The organism is Streptomyces odonnellii (assembly GCF_000981895.1).
In the GTDB taxonomy this organism is placed as follows: Bacteria; Actinomycetota; Actinomycetes; order Streptomycetales; family Streptomycetaceae; genus Streptomyces; species Streptomyces odonnellii.
Map to the genome: position 1 here is coordinate 1 of NZ_LATD01000103.1, position 16,483 is coordinate 16,483.

Below are 16,483 nucleotides of genomic sequence, written 5' to 3' on the forward strand. Positions count from 1 at the left end.
CTCGCCGACCGCCGCGCTCCTGTCGCCCGGCCTGTCCACCGTCGCCCAGCCGCTGGAAGCCGTCGGCCGCGAGTGCGTCCGGCTGCTGCTGGCCCGGAGGGCCGCCCCGGACGCCCCGCCCGAGCGCGTCCTGCTCGAACCCTCGCTCGTCGTCCGGGACAGCACACCCGCGTTAGCCGGCTGAGCGCCCGCCCCCCCGCCCACCGCCCCACCCCCCGCACTCGCCGCCGCCGGAGCCCTCGTACCACCACGACTCCGCCCGGCCGCCGGCCCATTGATTGACAGCTCGCCCTCCCCGGGCCGCTGAGCCGCACGTTTCATCCCTTTCAGGAGGAATTCATGGTCACCCGCACGGCCGTCGCCGCACTCGCCACCTGCGCGGCGCTGCTGGCCGCCACCGGCTGTTCGTCCAATTTCGACGACAGCAAGGAGCCGGCCCAGGACAAGGCCGCCAAGCAGAACCTGACCGTACTCATCGCCACCTCGGGGGACGCCGAGACCGGGGCGGTGAAGGCCGCGGCCGCCGCGTACGCGAAGAAGTCCGGCAACACCGTGACCGTCGAGGTCGCCAAGGACATGAACCAGCAGCTCGCCCAGGCCTTCGCCGGGCACAAGCCGCCGGACGTCTTCTACGTCAACTCGGACCAGTTCGCGAACTACGCCAAGGGCGGCTCGCTCTACCCGTACGGCGACCAGATATCCGACGCCGACGACTTCTCGCAGCAGCTCCGCTCGTCGTTCAGCTACGACGGCAAGCTGGTCTGTCTGCCCAAGGACACCTCCACCCTCGGTCTCGCCATCAACACCGATCTGTGGGCGAAGGCCGGTCTGACGGAGAAGGACTACCCGAAGACCTGGGAGGACCTGAGGACCGTCGCCGGCAAGCTCACCCGCGACGGCGTCACCGGCCTGGTCACCAGCGACGAGTACCAGCGTCTGGGCGTCTTCATGAAGCAGGCGGGCGGCTGGGTCACCGACGCCGACCAGAAGACCATGACCGCCGACTCCCCCGAGAACGCCGAGGGGCTCTCCTTCGTCCAGTCCCTGCTCAAGTCCGGCTCCATGAAGTTCGCCAAGAACGTGGACACGAGCTGGGGCGGCGAGGCGCTGGGCAAGGGCAAGGCCGCCATGACCATCGAGGGCAACTGGCTCGACGGCGGTATGAAGCTCGACTACCCGGACGTCAAGTACGCCGTGGCGCCGCTGCCCGCGGGCCCGGCCGGCCAGGGCACCCTCGCCTTCAGCAACTGCTGGGGCGTCGCCGCCGACAGCGCGCACCGCGAGGCGAGCGTCGATCTGGTGAAGACCCTCACCAGCGCGGACCAGCAGCTCGCGTTCGCCGACGCGTTCGGTGTGATGCCGTCGCGGACCAGCGCGCTCGCCACGTACGCCCAGCAGTTCCCGGCGGCCAAGGCCTGGGTGGACGGCAGCGCCTACGCGCAGGGCCCGGTGACGATCGCCGGCTTCGACAAGGTGCTGAGCCAGTTCAACACCGAGCTCCAGTCGCTGCGCACCGCCGACCCGAAGAAGATCCTCGCCGACCTCCAGCGCAACGGCGAACAGGCCATCGCGAAGGGCAACTGAGCCCGATGTCCCTCCGCACGATGCGCGCGCCCCGTGCGCGCCGCACCCCCCGCGCTACCGGCAGACCGGGCGCACCTGACAGCGCATCCGGCGGACCCGGTACGCCCGCGACGGCCCGCGCCACCCGCGCGGGCCGTCGCGGGGAGGGCGCCTGGGGCTGGCTGTTCGTCAGCCCCATGGTGCTGGTCCTCGGGCTGTTCCTGGTCCTGCCGATCCTGATGGCGCTGTGGGTGAGCCTGCTGCGCTGGAACGGGCAGTCCAACCCGTTCTCGGGACAGGCCGACTTCGTGGGCCTGGACAACTACCGGGCGCTGCTCACCGAGGACGGTCTCGACCGCACGCTCTTCGCGACCGCCCTGCGCAACAACGCGTACTACGTGCTGCTGACCGTGCCGCTCCAGACCGTACTGGCGCTGGGCCTGGCCCTGGTCGTCAACCAGAAGGTGCTGCGCGGGCGCGGCGCTCTCCGTACGGCCTTCTTCTTCCCCTCGGTCACCAGCTCCATCGCCGTCTCCACGGTCTTCCTCTTCCTGTTCCAGGGCAGCGGGGCGGTCAACTCCCTGCTGTCGTGGATCGGGGTGAAGGGACCGAACTGGTTCGCCGATCCGCGCGGAGTGCTCTCGCTGATCCTGGGCGGTCTGGGGATCGTCGATCCCGAGCATCCCTCCGGGGTGCTGGCGGACCACTCCTTCATGGGACTCCCGTGGTTCGAGTGGCTGTCGGGGCCCTCGGTCGCGATGTGCACGATCATCCTGCTGTCCGTCTGGACCACTTCGGGCACCTTCATGCTGATCTTCCTCGCGGCGCTCCAGGACATCCCGCGCGAGCTGGAGGAGGCCGCCGCCCTGGAAGGGGCCGACCGCCGCCAGCTCCTGCGGTACGTGACGCTGCCCGCGCTGCGTCCCGTGCTGTTCCTGGTGCTCACCCTGGGGCTGATCTCCACCTGGCAGGTCTTCGACCAGGTGTATGTGATGGGCCAGGGCGCGCCGGGCAACACGACGCTGACCCCCGCCTTCCTGTCGTACTCGGCGGGCTTCGACAACGCGGACTTCGGGCAGGGCGCGGCGATCGCGTTCATCCTGCTCGCCCTGATCCTCTGTCTGACCGCCTTCCAGCGCTGGGCGCTGCGGGAGCGCGGCGCGCGTACGAGGAGGAACCGATGAGCGCCACCGGTACGGCCGTGCCCGAGCGGACCGGAAGCGACCGGGCCGGGCGGGGGTCCCGCAAGCGCGCCCCGCGTGGACAGGGGCGGCCCGTACTGCCACGGTTCCCGGTCCCCGCGCGGGTGCTGGGGTACGCCCTGGTGGCGGGGATGGGCCTGCTCTATCTGCTGCCGTTCGCGCTCCAGTTGGTGACGGGCTTCAAGACCGATCCGGACGCCGCGTCCCATCCGCTCTCCCTGCTGCCGGCCACTCCGACGACCGCCGCCTATCAGCGGCTGTTCGGGCTGAGCCAGGCAGCGGACGGGGTGCCGTTCCTGCGCTGGCTGGGCAATTCGGCGCTGGTGGCGGTGCTGGTGACCGCCGGGCGGGTGCTGTTCGACTCGATGGCGGGGTATGCGCTGGCGCGGCTGCGCTTCCCGGGCCGTGGGCTGCTGTTCGGCTTCGTCCTCGCGATCATGGCGGTGCCGGGGGTGGCGCTGCTGATCCCCAAGTTCCTGGTGCTCAACACCTTCGGGATCTTCGACACCTATACGGCCATGATCCTGCCGCTGCTGGTGGACGCGGCGGGCATCTTCATCATGAAGCAGTTCTTCGAGTCGGTGCCCCGCGAGGTCGAGGAGGCCGCGCGGGTGGACGGCGCGGGGGTGTTCCGTATCTTCTGGTCCGTCGTCCTGCCGATGGCCAGGCCCGCGCTGATCACCCTGACGATCCTGTCGTTCCAGGGGTCGTGGAACGAGTTCACCCACTTCCTCGTCGCCACCCAGTCCGGCCAGTACGAGACGCTCACCACGGGCCTGGCCCGCTTTGTCTCGGGCGGCCTCGGCGGCGGTACGCAGTATCCGCTGAAGCTGGCCGCCGCGCTGCTGTCCACGCTTCCGGTGGCCGCGCTGTTCTTCTGCTTCCAGCGCTACTTCGTCAACGGCGCGAACGCGGGCGCGGTCAAGGAGTGAGCACGGGCCGGTGAGCGGGTGGTACGGGCCGGGGCCCGGCGGGGAGTCGCCGCCGGGCCCCGGCGTCTGCCGCCCGCCTCGCGCCACCCTCGTACCGCCCGCTCGTGCCCTCTCTCATCGCCTCGTACCGCCGCCTCGTACCAGCACCCGTGCCGCTCGGCCGATGAGGTGAAACACCCTCCGGCCGCCGGTGCGGTCGGCGGGCGACCGGCCGCCCCCTCGCGAATGTGTCGATGACAGTGCCCGCGCAGCCGCGGGCGCCGGACACAGGCACCGAGTAGAGAGGGAGCGTGATGCGCGCGGAGCACATCGACACCCGACTGCTGAAGGAACGGACCGAGCGGTCGCGGGACATGAGCGGCGACGCCGTCAGGATCACCGAGCGTGTGCTGAAGGACGCCGCCGCGGACGAAGCCGCGAAGAAGGACGTCATGGCGCTGCAGACGGCGGCGGCCCTGGAGCATCTCGCGGTGAGCGTCTACCGTACGGCCGCCGGGCTGCCGTTCATCAAGAACGGCACCAAGACGGTCGCCGAGTTCATCGCCACCACCGTCCAGCAGCACCAGGAACACGCCAAGGCGTTCAACGCCGCCGCCGTCAAGGCGGGCGGCAAGGAGCAGACCCGGCCCGACGAGCAGTACGGGGACATGGTCAGGCGGACCCTGTCGTCCGCGAGGAACCCGGTGGATGTGATCAAGCTGTCCGCGTCGCTGGAGGACATGGCCGCGCGGACCTTCACCAAGTATGTGGGCCAGGTCCGTGACACGCGGGTGCGGCGGCTCTTCGCGTCGGTCGCGCCGGTCGAGGCCCAGCACCGCGCGACGCTGCTGGCCGTGCAGTCCCTGCTCGCCTCGGGTCACGAGAACCTGGTCGAGATCCCGACGGACGCCCCGAGGCTGCCGGCGGCCCTGGGGAGCGCGGGGATCCCCGATGTGTTCCAGGCGACGGCCAACGCCCGGCCGATGTCCGAAGGAGCGGTGCTGTGAGGCGTGCGCGAGGCGGCTGGGAGCTGCCCATCGGTGAGAGCGAGCTGAGCGGCCTCACCAAGGACATGGAGGAGGCGCACCGGGAGACGCTGCCCGCGATGCGTACGAGCGCGGCGGAGCTCGGCGAGCGGATCAGGGAACTGGGGCAGGCGAGCCCGCCGGGAAGTCCGGGAGGCCTCGCGCAGGACGGGCCGGTGGACGCGGGGCGCCGACGTTTCCTGCTGACCGCCGGTGGCCTCGGAGCGGCCTTCCTGCTGACCGCCTGCTCCAGCACCGGAACCGACGAGAAGGGCCTCCCGCCACACGACGGGCCCTCCGAGGCCCTCCCGCCCCGGCCGGCCGTGGACACGGTCATGTACACCGCCGAGCTGCGGTTCGTCGCGCTGTCGGCGGCCCTGGAGAACCAGGCGGTGGGGGCGTACGGATCGATCCTGGCCGCCGCGGGGGCCGAGAAGTTCGGTGCCGTACCGCCCGCCGTGTCGACTTTCGTCACCATGGCGATGGCCCACCACATCGACCACGCCAAGGCCTGGAACGAGGCGCTGACCGCCGCGGGCAAGCCCGTCGTCACCGATGTGCCGCTGTCCAACCAGCGGGCGGTCACCACCGCGCTGGACCGGGCCGCCACCGTCGACGACGCCGCCAAACTCGCCCTGCAACTGGAGGAGCAGGCCGCGCAGACCTATCTCTCCGCCGTCTACCACGGCAAGAGCCGGGGCGGTATCGAGACCGCTGCCACCATCGCACCCGTCGAGGCTATGCACGCCTCCGTCCTGCGCTTCGTCCTCGGCCAGTACCCGGTACCGGACGCCTTCCTGCCCGAGGACATGGCGGCGACGCCGGGCCTTCTGACGGTCTGAGAGCCGCGAGCCGCGAGCCGCGCGGGCGGTCCGGTCGCGTGCCCGGTGGCGGGCACGCGACGGCCGCGGTGTCCGGTCGCGGCGCGGGCACCGCCGCCGCTATCCCGGGCGCCGGGGCCGCCAGGGGAGCCGGAGTCTGCGGCGGTAGCCGCGCGAGGGAAGCACGGGACCGGACCCGCGGTACGGGGGGTCCTCGTCGAGATACGGTCCCGGGCCGTCGTCCGCCGGGGTACGCAGTGCCTCCTTGTCGTACTGGGTGGTGGCGATCACGTCGACGAGCTGTTCCTCGGTGAAGGTCTCGGAGCCCCGCACGTGCGGTACGAATCCGACGAGGACCCCGTCCTCCACGACCTCCGCCCGCAGGCCCAGCACCTCGTCCATGTCCCAGATCGCCTCACCGCCCTCGATGAGCACGATCTGCACACCGCACTGATAGACGCCCAGGTGGGCCATATGGGCCATGACTCCCCGGGCCCGCAGTGAGGATACGAGACGGCCGGCGCGTTCCTCGTCCATCCGATGGCCACTCTCTGTGCGGTGACTTTGGGCGGATATGCCCCATCGGACTCATGGTAGGCCGTTTCCCCGGGAGGGCGAGTTCCGGGATTCTGAGGGTCTCGCGCTCCGAGGGTGGCGCCCCGAGGGCCGCGGGTCAGCCGGCGGCGGGCATGATGTCGAAGGAGACCTGGACGGGTACGCGGGCGCCGGTCCAGCCACGCACCTCCGGTTCGTTCAGCGAGCGGACCCAGATGTCCACCAGCGCCACGGTCTCCTCCCCCGGCCAGGGCCCTACGCCCACGACCCGCATGCCGGCCTGCGCGGCGGAGCGGATTCCGCAGGAGGAGTCCTCGACCGCCAGGGTGTCGACGGGCTCGGCGCCGCACAGCCGTGCGGCGGTCAGATAGACGTCCGGGTGCGGCTTGGGTCTGAGCCCGCCCTCCGGTACGACGATGTGGTCGAAGCGGTCGAGCAGACCCGCGGTGCCGAGGCAGGATTCGACGACTTCCCTCGGACAGTTGCTGGCGACGGCGAGCGGAGCCAACTCGCTTGATTCCTCGACCAGTTGGCGGGCGCCGGGCATGGTGAGCGGATTGTCGGCCACCAGGGCGCGGAAGTGCCCGAGCAGCAGATCGGTCATGTCCTCGGCGAGTTCCGGGTGTCCCGCCTCTTCGGCCATGAGGCGGCCGCATTCGGTGTAGTGCAGCCCTTTGGCGCGCTCGGCGAAGCCCGGCAGGGGGGCGAAACCGTACTCGCGGAGCGCCTGAATTCGGGCGTCCTGCCAGTGGCGTTCGGTGTCCATGAGGGTGCCGTCGCAGTCGAAGACGATGGCCGCTGGGGTCCAGGAAAGGATGCGATGAGCTGTCATCCGATTGTTCCGTTCAGAAGAGCCCGGTAAGCGGCAGCGCCGGCCGCCGCGACGGTGCGAAACACACCGCGGGCACGCTGGTCACCCGCTGTCGGGCGGGCGCGATCCGGGCGGTCGCGGCCTTATGGATAAGGCCGGTTGAGGCGACCACCCAAGAACATAACGATCGCTACGCTAGAGAGGAAAACTCTTCGTAGTCAAGTGATTCCGCAGAGTATTTTGAGCTTTTACCTGTAGCAGAGGGCACCAAAAGCCTTCTGTTCGCCGTCCTGCAGAAAACGGAACACACAGGTGTCGTGGTGGATCGCGCACATAATTCGAGCAGGCGGACTGTGTTCGACAAAGCGTGCTGCTTTGAGCCGGCCGCGTGCGGGGCGCAGCAAAGTGCCCCCGCTGTAGACGGCCACGGCCTGGCGGGCGGCTTCCAGAAGCATGATGCCGGGGACATGGTCCGTCGGGTGGTCGAAGAAGAACGGGTGCCGGGGATCGGCGGGGTCGACCAGAACGGCTGGGCCTTCGAGCGCCACGACGACATCGTGCGCGCCGGTCACTCCCAGATCCCGGACATCGGGGCGCGTCCGCGCGTTCGTCCCGGCCGGCGGCGCCGGGCGCATACGGCCGACCCGTACCGACTCGTACTGCGCGTCATTCAGGAACCGCGCACCGCCGCCGGCCCGGGCGAACGGTATTCCGTGGGCCATTCCGTGGGGCGGTATCGCGCGGGTCGACGCTCCGGAGGCCGTGACTCCACGGGCCGCGATTCCGCAGGCCGAGAAGGAGACATGGAGCCGCATACCGGTGATCGATCCGTCGGCGGCGGCGCGGCGGATGTCGTCCACCCGCACCTGGCAGAGGACCCCGGTGGCACCGGAGAGCGCCCGGGGTTCCGCCCGGAAGTCGGTCTCGAAGAAAAGATCGGTGATGACGAGATGCATCGTCGGCGGGACATCGAAATACCGGAGCGGGATATAGATCCCGAGCTGGCGCAGTGTTTCGACGATCACCAGCGGGCTGTGCAGATCGGCGCCGTCGCGGGGGAAGGTCGGGTGGGACCGGGGCCAGGACGCGGCGGCTTCGAATCCGCCGTCCGGTGCCCGCCGCACGTCAGTGAGCAGCACCTCGGCCACGGAGTCCCGGTGCACCATCTCGCGGGCGACGGTGCGCGACCAGGACAGCGGCCGGACATCGTGCGCGATGTCGCCAACCGATATGCCCATGCGACAAGAACACCGCAATTCCCGCGGTTGCGCACCCCGGTCCCGGGCCCTGTACTCACGCCGGTCCGGGGCCCGTACGCACCCCGGACCGGGCCCCGCAAGCCCGCCGCGTACGGCGGGAAAAGCCGCTACATTGCCTGCAGTCATGTAACGGAACGGCAATCCGGAGTACACGTGCAGGTTCGGGCGGAGCAGGTTCGGGCGAAAACGACACGGAGGTTTCTGCTGGAAGCGGCGGCACATCTGTTCGACGAGCGGGGTTACGCCGGGACCAGCATCAGCGATATCAGCGAGCAGTCCGGCCGTACCAGCGGAGCGATCTACTTCCACTACGCCAGCAAGGAGAATCTCGCCCTGGCCGTCGTCGAGGCGCATTTCGCGAGCTGGCCCGAGCTGATCGAACGCCATCGCTCGCCGGAATTCCCGGCGCTGGAACGGCTGGTGGCGCTGAGTTTCGATGTGGCGAGAGCGTTCAGGGACGATGTCATCATCCGCGCCGGTGCCCGGCTCTGGGCGGAACGGGCCGCCATCGACGCCACTTTTCCCAAGCCTTTTGTGGGCTGGCTGGAGACGGTCACCCAACTCCTCGAAGAAGCACGGCAGGAGGGGGAACTGGCGAATGGCATCACCCCGAAGGTCGCCGCGCACGGAGTCGTCTGCGCCTTCTTCGGACTGCACACCGTGTCCGACGCGCTGGACGGGCGGCGGCAGATCGAAGAAGGGCTGCACGATCTGTGGCTGCTGCTTCTGAACGGCCTTCAGGCGCACCCCGATCCGGCGGGGCTGCTGGCGCGGGTGCGGGGGCGCGCGGCCGGTGACGTAACCACCGGAACATGACGAGACCCGCCCCGGCGGGAGCGCTTTCGCGATTCCCGGCCGGGGCGGGTCTCTGAGCGGCCCGGCAATGGTGCGTGACCCGACAACGCGTCAGGATTTCGCCGGTACGTCGGTACGTCGGTAGGCCGATACGCCGGTACGGTCAGTACGGACCGTTCACATTGTCGATCGAACCGTACCTGTCGGCCGCGTAGTTGCACGCGGCGGTGATGTTGGCGACGGGGTCGAAACTGTCCATCGACGTACCGGGCACGTGATAGGCCTGGAATGTGGGGTCGATGACCTGGAGAAGGCCCTTGGAGGGCGTTCCGGCGGCGGCGTTGGAGTCCCAGTTGTTGATGGCCTGCGGATTGCCCGAGGACTCGCGCATGATGTTGCGGTAAATGCCGTCGTAGCTGCCGGGAATGCCATTGGCCGCCATGACGTCGAGCGATTCCTTGATCCAGCCGTCGAGGTCGTCGGTGTACGTCTTCTCGGCCGCCGGGGTGGCCTCGGTGACCGTACCGGCCGCATCGGCCGACGCGTTCTCGGCTGTCGCACTCTCGGCGGTCGCGTTCTCGGTAGTCGCGTTGTCGGCGGTCGCGGAGACGGCTTCTCCGGCGGTGGTGGACCCGGCCGGTTCCTGCGACTCGCTCCGCGCTCCGAGGGTGAGCTTCATACCGGGGCGGATCAGCGCCGGATTTCCGCCGATGACGTCGCGGTTGTCCTCGTACAGCTTCTTCCAGCCGCCGCTCACCGAATACCCGGCCGCGATACCGGAAAGCGAGTCCCCCGCGACCACGGAGTAGGTCTCCGCGCTCCCCTTCTCCGATGTTCCTGAGAGCGTGCCGGTGAGCGGGCGGGGGGCCTCGGCGGCGCTGTGCGCGGGTGCCGCCTGGGCGGCGGTCGCGGCCACGAACGGGAGCGCGAGTACGGCACCACCTGTGCCGACTGCGGCGAAACCACGGGCGAACGGACTGCTTCTGGGACGACAGTGCTTGGCCTTTGCGGGCATGACGAATTCCTCTCCGTCGCCTGCGAGGTGAGCTGTCGGGTTCGGGCTGGAGATGCCCGGCCGCGCTGTGCACACGGCTTCACCCCTAGCCGGTCCGGATTACGGCCCGGCGACTTACCTGGGTCCCCCGCTCCTGCCGTGGATGAGTGGGTTCGGTTTCCGGACGACGGCAGGATTCGGCGGTCCGTCCGGATTGACGTGAACGTAGGCGGAACATCCGGAGAAAAACAAGACCTGAATTCACAACTCGCCCCGGGAAACCAATCCGTACGAGAATGAGCGGGTCACCCGGAGGGCATCCGGGAACTCAACTCTCTTTCCCCGTGAGCGAAATGGGGAAGGCGGCCGAAGCCGCCCCTCATGCCCATGTGACGCACATCATGGTGGCGATGGAATTCCTGACATCACAACACCACACAGAGGATGACAAGTTGACTCAATATCCCATAAATGAACCAGAGGAAGATATCGGACAAATCATTACAATAGGCCGAGCTGCCGGGCTGGGTGCATGTCATCACAGCGGTGCGAACCCGACACCGCGCGACCGCAGTCCGGCCAGAGCGGTGTCGAGCGCGGCCACGGTCCCCGACCGGTCGCCTCCCCCGTCGTGGCACAGCACGATGTCACCGCCACGCGCCCGTCGTACGGTCCGCGCGATACGAGCCGCCGGCGGCGAGCGCCAGTCCTTGGGGTCCACCGTCCAGTCGACGGGCGACAGCCCCTGGTCACGCGCCGCGCCCAGCACCGTACGGGACCAGCCGCCGGCCGGGGCGCGGAAGAGAACCGGGGTGAACCCGGTCTCGTCCGACACCACCTGCTGGGTGCGCCGGATCTCCTGGACGATCGTCTCCGGCGGGAGGGCCGCGAAGGGCTGCGGGTGACGGAAGGAGTGGTTGCCGATCGTGTGTCCTGCGGCCAGGACGCGCCGCAGCAGCTCCGGATGGCGGGCGGCCTCCGCGCCGATCACAAAGAACGTCGCCCGCACCTCGTGTGCTTCGAGGACATCCAGCAGCCGAGGCGTCCACTCGGGATGGGGACCGTCGTCCACGGTCAGCGCCACCGGGAGCGGCCCGGCCGGCCCCGGACCGTCGGCGGGGACACCGAAGAGCGGGCCGCTCGCCAGCAGCCGTCGTCCCCCGCCGCCGGCCCTGAGCCGCAGGGCCTCGGTCCTGCGCACCAGGCTCCAGGCCGCCTGCGCGGCACGGGCGCGTATCCGGTCAGACACCGCTCGGCACCTCCCCGACCTGGGCGGCGGGCGCGGAGGCCCGGCCGCCCGGTGTCCAGCGGGCCAGCAGCAGGGCGAACCCGGCACCGACGATCTCCGTCAGCGTGCAGCAGATCCGGCTCGCCAGGGCCGCCGCGCCCGCCTGTGACCAGGGCAGGTCCACCGTCAGGACCACCATGAGGATGATCTCCCGGACCCCGGCGCCGCCGGGGACCACCAGGGCTCCCGCCCCGGCCGCCGCGGCCAGCGCGAATCCGCCCACGCACAGCGCCAGCGAACCGCCCACCGGCGCCCCGAGCACCACCGCGATCATCCACAGATGCGCGCCGCCGACCAGCCACGACAGCACCTCCAGAACGACCGCTTTACGCAACGGCCCTTCCGCCACGCTCAGTTCGGGCGCGGGCCGGCGCAGGATCCGGGCCGCGAAGGCGGCGGCCCGTACGATGATCCCCGGCCGCCACAGCAGTACGGCCAGCACTCCCGCCACCGGCAGCAGCCACAGGGCTCCCGCGCCCATGACCCGGGGCCCGGCCAGGGCCCCCACGACCGCGGCGGTCAGCAGCACCACCACGGAGTTGAGTACGTACGCGGCGATCATGCGCTTCGCCGCCACACCGCTGCGGCGCCCCAGATGCACCCCGGCCAGGGCGCTCCAGAACGGTCCCGGCAGGTACTTGCCCAGAACCGTCCCTCCGAAGATCCGGAAGGTGGGCCCCCAGGGAAGCGGCGATCCCAGACTGGTCAGGGTGGCGCGCCAGGAGCCCATGCTGAGGGCCAGTCCGGCGGTGTTGATGAGCAGGGAGCCGATCAGCCAGGGAGCGGCGCCGTCACGCGAGAGCAGCTCCTGAATGGTGGAGCCGCTGCCCTTGAGCGCGCTCCACATCCCGTACCCGGCACCGCCCACCAGGACGAGCGCCAGCAGCGGACGGAGCACGGCGGTCCACCTGCGGCGGCCGGTGCGTACGGCTTCGCTCATCCCGTCCTCCCGTCCAGGGGCGCCGGGCGGGGCGCGCGACCCGCACTCGTACCGAAGTCACGGTCGAACCGGCTGCGTATCCAGCCGGTCGCCGCACCGAGCGCGATCTGTACGTTGACCAGGAGATGCAGGCCGATGAACAGCGGCAGGAATCCCGCGCCCCGCTTGCGGCGGACGAACCCCAGCAGCGCCGGGTCCGCGGCGGCGAACACGGCCACCCCCAGCACCGGAACCGGCGCGAGCACCGGAAAGAGGACGGCGGCCGGGGCGGAGACCGCGGTGAGGAGCGCGGCGGCCACCCCCAGTGCGCTGTTGGCGCGCAGCGCCCCGGGACGGCGGCGGTGCGCGGCGGCGAACGGAAGCAGGTACTGGGCCCGGCGGAACTGCTCGCGCAGCATCGGGCCGAGCCGGTACTCCTCGTCGTGTGCCGCGACGATCCGGTCGGTGAGCAGGATGGCGTACCGGGCGGACAGCCGTTCGCTGTACTCCACGTCCTCGCTGTCGCGCAACGCCGGTTCGAATCCCCCGACTTCCTCGAAGACCTCGCGGGGCATGGCCGCCGCGGCGAAGAACGCGGTCGGCGTCGGCCCGATGCCCTTGAGCCGCCAGTGGTGCGCGTGCAGGGTGCGGTACCACTCCACCGGGCCGTCGTCCACGAGCGGTTCGGCGGCGATGATGCCGTGGACACAGCCCAGCCCCGGGTCCTCCGCGAGCAGCCGGACCGCGTTCTCCAGGGAGTCGGGGGTCAGTGCCTGGTCCGAGTCGAGGAAGAACAGGATGTCGCCGCGCGCGGCGGCCGCCCCGGCGTTGCGTGCCGCGGAGACGCCACCGTTCCGTTCGGCGCGCAGCACCCGGCAGTCGAAGCGGCGTGCCACCTCGACGGAGTCGTCGGTGCTCGCGTCGTCGGAGACGATCACCTCGTACGGCGGGAGGGTCTGGGCCGCGAGCGAGTCGAGGCACAGCTCCAGTGTCCTGGCGTAGTTGTAGTTGGGGATGACGACGGAGACCCGCGCGGAGGGGCGGGAGCCGTCGGCGTCCGGTGCGGCGGCCGTTCCGGTCACAGCGACACCTCCAGGATCTGGGCACGATGGTCGGACAGGCCGTCCATGCGGTCGAGGGCGTACCGGTCGACGGTGACCGGCTCCGTGGTGAAGGCCCAGTCGAGCCGCCAGAGCCCCAGTACGGGTACGAGTTCGTTCCAGGTGCGGGGGTAGACGCCGCCGCCGCTGTCCGCCGCGTCGCGCAGGGTGCTCCGCAGCTCGGTCAGCTCGCCCATGGCCGGGCTGCTGTTGAAGTCCCCGGCGACCACCAGGGCCGTACCGCGCTCGCGCTGCTCGCGCAGTTCGTCCTCCAGACCGTCGAACTGCGCGCTGCGGCTGCGCTGCCGGTCCTGGAGCATCCCGAAGACGGAGGTCGAGAGGAGATGCGGGCCCGGGTCGATCTGTACCGGGATGTGCACGTTGTACAGCGAGAGGGGCCGGCCGCCCACCCGGATGTCGACGCGGAGGGTCTTGACCGCCCGGTAGACCTCCAGCCAGGGCGCGTCGGGCCGGCCGGCGACGGCGGCGCCGGGACCGACCAGCTTCGAGCCGGTCACGGGATAGCGGGACAGGGTGATCAGTTCGCCGCGCGAGACGACGTGATAGCCGGGGAACTCGCGGCGGATCCTGGCCAGATCGTCGACCGGGCGGAGGTTCTCCTGCTTGTAGTCGACCCCGTGCAGATACTCCTGGAGGAGATAGACATCGGCGCGCTGGGCCTTGAGCACCTCCCAGAAGCGTTCGGTGTCGACGTCCTGTCCCCACCAGGTGGTGTTCCAGGAGACGATACGGAGATCCCCCGCCGTGGCGGCCGAGGCGTCCTGGGCCAGCGCGGAGAGCCGTACGCCGTTGCGCGGCCAGCTCACCACGGCGGAGAACAGCGCGAGGCAGCACACCAGGACGACGGCGGTACGGCGGGATCCCGCCCGGCCGGTGCCCGGCGGCCGACCCGTACGCCCCCGGGATCTCCACGCGCCTGCCGCACACGCCGTCCCCGCCAGCAGCACCGGCACCGCCAGGAAGACCACGGGCGGCATCAGGTCGGGGACGAGCATGACCCACCACTCGCCGCTGAGCAGGCGTTGCAGGACGGTGAAGCACGCCCACAGGACGGCCAGAGCCACCAGTGCGCGGGCGGGGCGGCTCCACCGGGGGCGTGCCGCCGGGGCGGGTGGTATCACTGCGGCGAGCCCGGACGCGGTGCCCGGCTCCGGCTCGGCATCGACGGCGGGCCGGGAGGCCGGCGGGCGGGTGGCGCTCACAGCGCCGCCGCCGGTGAGGAGGGCGCGGACTCGCGCTCGTACAGGCGCCGGAAGGCGGGGGACAGCAGCCAGTGCGCCGCTCCGAACGCCACCCCCACCGCGACCGTGAGATTGAAGACGAGCTGTACGCCGATGAAGCCGAGCAGGAACAGGGGCCCGCGCCGCCCGGCGACAAAGCGGTACATGCCGAAGTCGAGACCGATCACGGCGGCGAACAGCAGCACCGGCAGCGCCCAGGCCACCGGCCCCAGGACGGCGGGCGCAGCCAGCGACACCACGCCCAGCAGCGAGGCGAGGCTCGCCCAGGACCGGGAGGCGGTCTCGAATCCCTTGGCGAACTTGCGCCGCTGCGCGTACAGCGGGACCCGGAGCCGTCCGCGGGTGAATATCTTCCGTATCAGCGGCACCAGTTCGGAGTCGTCGTCGTGCGAGCCCCGGATGGCGGGGGTGAGCAGCAGGTCGTACTTCTGGGTGAGCCGCTGCCCGTAGTCGACCTCCTCGGTCTGCCGCAGATTCGGGTTGAACGGGCCGACCGCCTCGAAGACCTCGACCCGCATGGCGCACATCGCGGAGATCAGGAAGCTGACCGTGCCCTCGGAGCTGGTCCGCCAGTAGTACGCCTGGAGGCAGCGGCACTCCTCGACCAGGCTGTCGCGGATCAGCGGCTCCGGCTCGTACATGCCGCACACGGCCCCGATGCCGGGTTCGTCCCGTAACAGTTCGACCGCCGCCGACACGGCGCCCGGCCGTAGCGCCACGTCCGAGTCGAGGAAGAAGAGGATCTGGCCGGAGGCGTGGGCGGCTCCGGTGTTGCGGGCGACGGCGACACCGCTGTTGGTGCCCGTGCTCAGTACGGTGACGCCCAGGGACCGGGCGATCGCCTCGGAGCCGTCGGTGCTGCAGTCGTCGACAACGATGATCTCCATGTTCGGGTAGTCCTGCTCCTGGGCGGAGCGGATGGACAGACCCAGGGACCGGGCGTAGTTGTAGTTCGGGATGATCAGCGACACCATGGGGTCTTCCACGAAATCTTCCTTCTCTGTCGTCCACGTTCATGTTCCGTGGCCTGAAAGGGAGTTGAGACACCGGCGGTCAGGACAGGGTGACGAAGATCCCTATCCACAGCACTCCGGATCCGATCAGCAGCCGGTCGCGGAAGAGCGTCCGTACGGGATCGGCGCCGCCGTTGCCCACCACCAGGAGCTGCAGGTAGCGGAAGAGGGCGAACAGGGAGATGCCCAGGGTGAGGAAGACCAGGGCGGTCGCCGCTCCGTTGTGGTTCGGATCGGCCATCAGGAAGATCCCGAACGCCATGGCGGACAGGGCCGCGCTCACCATGATCAGGTAGTCGATGAACTGTACGGAGTAGCCGGCCAGGGCCGGCCGGTGGTCCCGGGAGACATCGAGCAGCTCCCTGCGGCGCTTGCCGAAGGCCAGCAGCAGACACATCGTCAGCACCGCGAGCAGCAGCCATGGCGACGGGCGCGCGCCGAGCGCCAGATAGCCCTGGACGGCACGCAGGACAAAGCCCCCGGCGACCGCGAAGGCGTCCACCAGCGCGAGATGCTTGAGGCGGTAGCTGTAGGCGAGGTTGAGTACGAGATAGGCCGGGACCGGCCAGGCGCGCTCCGGCGAGGCGAGGACGATCCCCGCGGCCAGCGCCGCGCAGACCACGGCGAGATACGTCCAGGCGACGGCGACCGGCAGTTCGCCCGACGCCAGAGGCCGGTGCCGTTTGCTGGGATTGAGCCGGTCGCGCTCCCGGTCGACGATGTCGTTGAGGGTGTAGACGGCGACCGACGCGAGAGTGAAGAGTGCGGTGGCCCAGAGCACCGATCCGAGCGCGCCCGGCGTCCAGCGGTGCAGAAAGACCGCGGGCAGGGCGATGACGACGGGGTTCTTGGCCCACTGGTAGGGCCGGGACAGCCGCAGCAGCGCGCCGGGGATGCGCAGGGCGCGGCGCATCGGGCCCGCCCGCCGGTCGACGGACGTCGGCGGGGCGGCGACGGGGGTGGCG

General features: G+C 70.4%; 17 protein-coding genes and 1 riboswitch. Of the genes, 7 read left to right on the plus strand and 10 right to left on the minus strand.

The annotated features are described in order from the left end of the window. The 6 genes from WH07_RS11705 to WH07_RS11730 all read left to right on the plus strand — a co-directional run. Positions 1-184, plus strand: a 184-nt coding sequence (locus WH07_RS11705) for a substrate-binding domain-containing protein (protein ID WP_046499085.1), incomplete at its 5' end; no start/stop codon positions are given. Positions 185-339: 155 nt separating this feature from the next. After that, positions 340-1,584 carry a sugar ABC transporter substrate-binding protein gene (locus WH07_RS11710; RefSeq protein WP_046499088.1) on the plus strand — a complete coding sequence of 415 codons (1,245 nt, stop codon included), beginning with the start codon at positions 340-342 and terminating at the stop codon, positions 1,582-1,584. 176 nt (positions 1,585-1,760) lie between these two features. Next, on the plus strand, positions 1,761-2,747 hold the full coding sequence (locus tag WH07_RS11715) for a carbohydrate ABC transporter permease (RefSeq protein ID WP_046499090.1): 987 nt from the start codon (positions 1,761-1,763) through the stop codon (positions 2,745-2,747). Beyond that, positions 2,744-3,697 (plus strand): carbohydrate ABC transporter permease, encoded by a 954-nt coding sequence (locus WH07_RS11720; protein WP_079023151.1) that lies wholly within the window; start codon positions 2,744-2,746, stop codon positions 3,695-3,697. Before WH07_RS11715 ends, WH07_RS11720 begins: the two co-directional genes overlap by 4 nt. 293 nt (positions 3,698-3,990) lie before the next feature. Then, a complete protein-coding gene (locus WH07_RS11725) occupies positions 3,991-4,683 on the plus strand; it encodes a ferritin-like domain-containing protein (protein WP_046499091.1) in 693 nt (230 codons plus the stop codon). After that, the gene (locus WH07_RS11730; RefSeq protein WP_232788829.1) at positions 4,680-5,543 is read left to right on the plus strand and encodes a ferritin-like domain-containing protein; all 864 of its coding nucleotides are present in this window, start codon (positions 4,680-4,682) and stop codon (positions 5,541-5,543) included. The genes WH07_RS11725 and WH07_RS11730 overlap by 4 nt, the downstream gene beginning before the upstream one ends. Positions 5,544-5,642: 99 nt before the next feature. On the opposite strand, the gene WH07_RS11735 is transcribed toward WH07_RS11730, so the two are convergent. The 3 genes from WH07_RS11735 to WH07_RS11745 all read right to left on the minus strand — a co-directional run bounded on the left by WH07_RS11735 (position 5,643) and on the right by WH07_RS11745 (position 8,126). Beyond that, a complete protein-coding gene (locus WH07_RS11735; RefSeq protein ID WP_052744333.1) occupies positions 5,643-6,059 on the minus strand; it encodes a hypothetical protein in 417 nt (138 codons plus the stop codon). A gap of 136 nt (positions 6,060-6,195) precedes the next feature. After that, the gene (locus WH07_RS11740) at positions 6,196-6,909 is read right to left on the minus strand and encodes an HAD family hydrolase (RefSeq protein WP_046499095.1); all 714 of its coding nucleotides are present in this window, start codon (positions 6,907-6,909) and stop codon (positions 6,196-6,198) included. A gap of 227 nt (positions 6,910-7,136) precedes the next feature. Further along, on the minus strand, positions 7,137-8,126 hold the full coding sequence (locus tag WH07_RS11745) for an AfsA-related hotdog domain-containing protein (RefSeq protein ID WP_046499097.1): 990 nt from the start codon (positions 8,124-8,126) through the stop codon (positions 7,137-7,139). A 174-nt stretch (positions 8,127-8,300) separates the two neighbouring features. On the opposite strand from WH07_RS11745, the gene WH07_RS11750 reads away from it, so the two are divergent. Then, on the plus strand, positions 8,301-8,963 hold the full coding sequence (locus WH07_RS11750; RefSeq protein ID WP_046499099.1) for a ScbR family autoregulator-binding transcription factor: 663 nt from the start codon (positions 8,301-8,303) through the stop codon (positions 8,961-8,963). A 142-nt stretch (positions 8,964-9,105) separates the two neighbouring features. On the opposite strand, the gene WH07_RS11755 is transcribed toward WH07_RS11750, so the two are convergent. The 7 genes from WH07_RS11755 to WH07_RS11785 form a co-directional block, all read right to left on the minus strand. Beyond that, the gene (locus WH07_RS11755; RefSeq protein WP_046499101.1) at positions 9,106-9,957 is read right to left on the minus strand and encodes a transglycosylase SLT domain-containing protein; all 852 of its coding nucleotides are present in this window, start codon (positions 9,955-9,957) and stop codon (positions 9,106-9,108) included. Positions 9,958-9,961: 4 nt separating this feature from the next. Next, positions 9,962-10,116: riboswitch (cyclic di-AMP (ydaO/yuaA leader) on the minus strand. Positions 10,117-10,474: 358 nt separating this feature from the next. Then, positions 10,475-11,185, minus strand: coding sequence for a polysaccharide deacetylase family protein (locus WH07_RS11760; protein ID WP_079023152.1), 711 nt, complete (start codon positions 11,183-11,185; stop codon positions 10,475-10,477). Next, positions 11,178-12,164, minus strand: a complete 987-nt coding sequence (locus WH07_RS11765) for a lysylphosphatidylglycerol synthase domain-containing protein (RefSeq protein WP_052744334.1) — start codon at positions 12,162-12,164, stop codon at positions 11,178-11,180. The genes WH07_RS11760 and WH07_RS11765 overlap by 8 nt, the downstream gene beginning before the upstream one ends. Further along, entirely contained in the window at positions 12,161-13,225 is a 1,065-nt protein-coding gene (locus WH07_RS11770) for a glycosyltransferase family 2 protein (protein WP_046499104.1), read from the minus strand. The genes WH07_RS11765 and WH07_RS11770 overlap by 4 nt, the downstream gene beginning before the upstream one ends. Next, complete coding sequence (locus tag WH07_RS11775) at positions 13,222-14,466, minus strand: endonuclease/exonuclease/phosphatase family protein (protein ID WP_046499106.1); 1,245 nt, start codon at positions 14,464-14,466, stop codon at positions 13,222-13,224. Before WH07_RS11775 ends, WH07_RS11770 begins: the two co-directional genes overlap by 4 nt. Then, positions 14,463-15,491, minus strand: coding sequence for a glycosyltransferase family 2 protein (locus WH07_RS11780; RefSeq protein WP_232788830.1), 1,029 nt, complete (start codon positions 15,489-15,491; stop codon positions 14,463-14,465). The genes WH07_RS11775 and WH07_RS11780 overlap by 4 nt, the downstream gene beginning before the upstream one ends. A gap of 67 nt (positions 15,492-15,558) precedes the next feature. Continuing rightward, on the minus strand, positions 15,559-16,483 hold a 925-nt coding region (locus WH07_RS11785), incomplete at its 5' end, for a UbiA prenyltransferase family protein (RefSeq protein WP_046499108.1).

Coding starts and splice junctions, on each gene's coding strand:
- WH07_RS11710 (WP_046499088.1), top strand. CDS start 340: ATGGTCACCCGCACGGCCGTCGCCGCACTCGCCACCTGCGCGGCGCTG.
- WH07_RS11715 (WP_046499090.1), top strand. CDS start 1,761: ATGGTGCTGGTCCTCGGGCTGTTCCTGGTCCTGCCGATCCTGATGGCG.
- WH07_RS11720 (WP_079023151.1), top strand. CDS start 2,744: ATGAGCGCCACCGGTACGGCCGTGCCCGAGCGGACCGGAAGCGACCGG.
- WH07_RS11725 (WP_046499091.1), top strand. CDS start 3,991: ATGCGCGCGGAGCACATCGACACCCGACTGCTGAAGGAACGGACCGAG.
- WH07_RS11735 (WP_052744333.1), bottom strand. CDS start 6,059: ATGGACGAGGAACGCGCCGGCCGTCTCGTATCCTCACTGCGGGCCCGG.
- WH07_RS11740 (WP_046499095.1), bottom strand. CDS start 6,909: ATGACAGCTCATCGCATCCTTTCCTGGACCCCAGCGGCCATCGTCTTC.
- WH07_RS11745 (WP_046499097.1), bottom strand. CDS start 8,126: ATGGGCATATCGGTTGGCGACATCGCGCACGATGTCCGGCCGCTGTCC.
- WH07_RS11755 (WP_046499101.1), bottom strand. CDS start 9,957: ATGCCCGCAAAGGCCAAGCACTGTCGTCCCAGAAGCAGTCCGTTCGCC.
- WH07_RS11765 (WP_052744334.1), bottom strand. CDS start 12,164: ATGAGCGAAGCCGTACGCACCGGCCGCCGCAGGTGGACCGCCGTGCTC.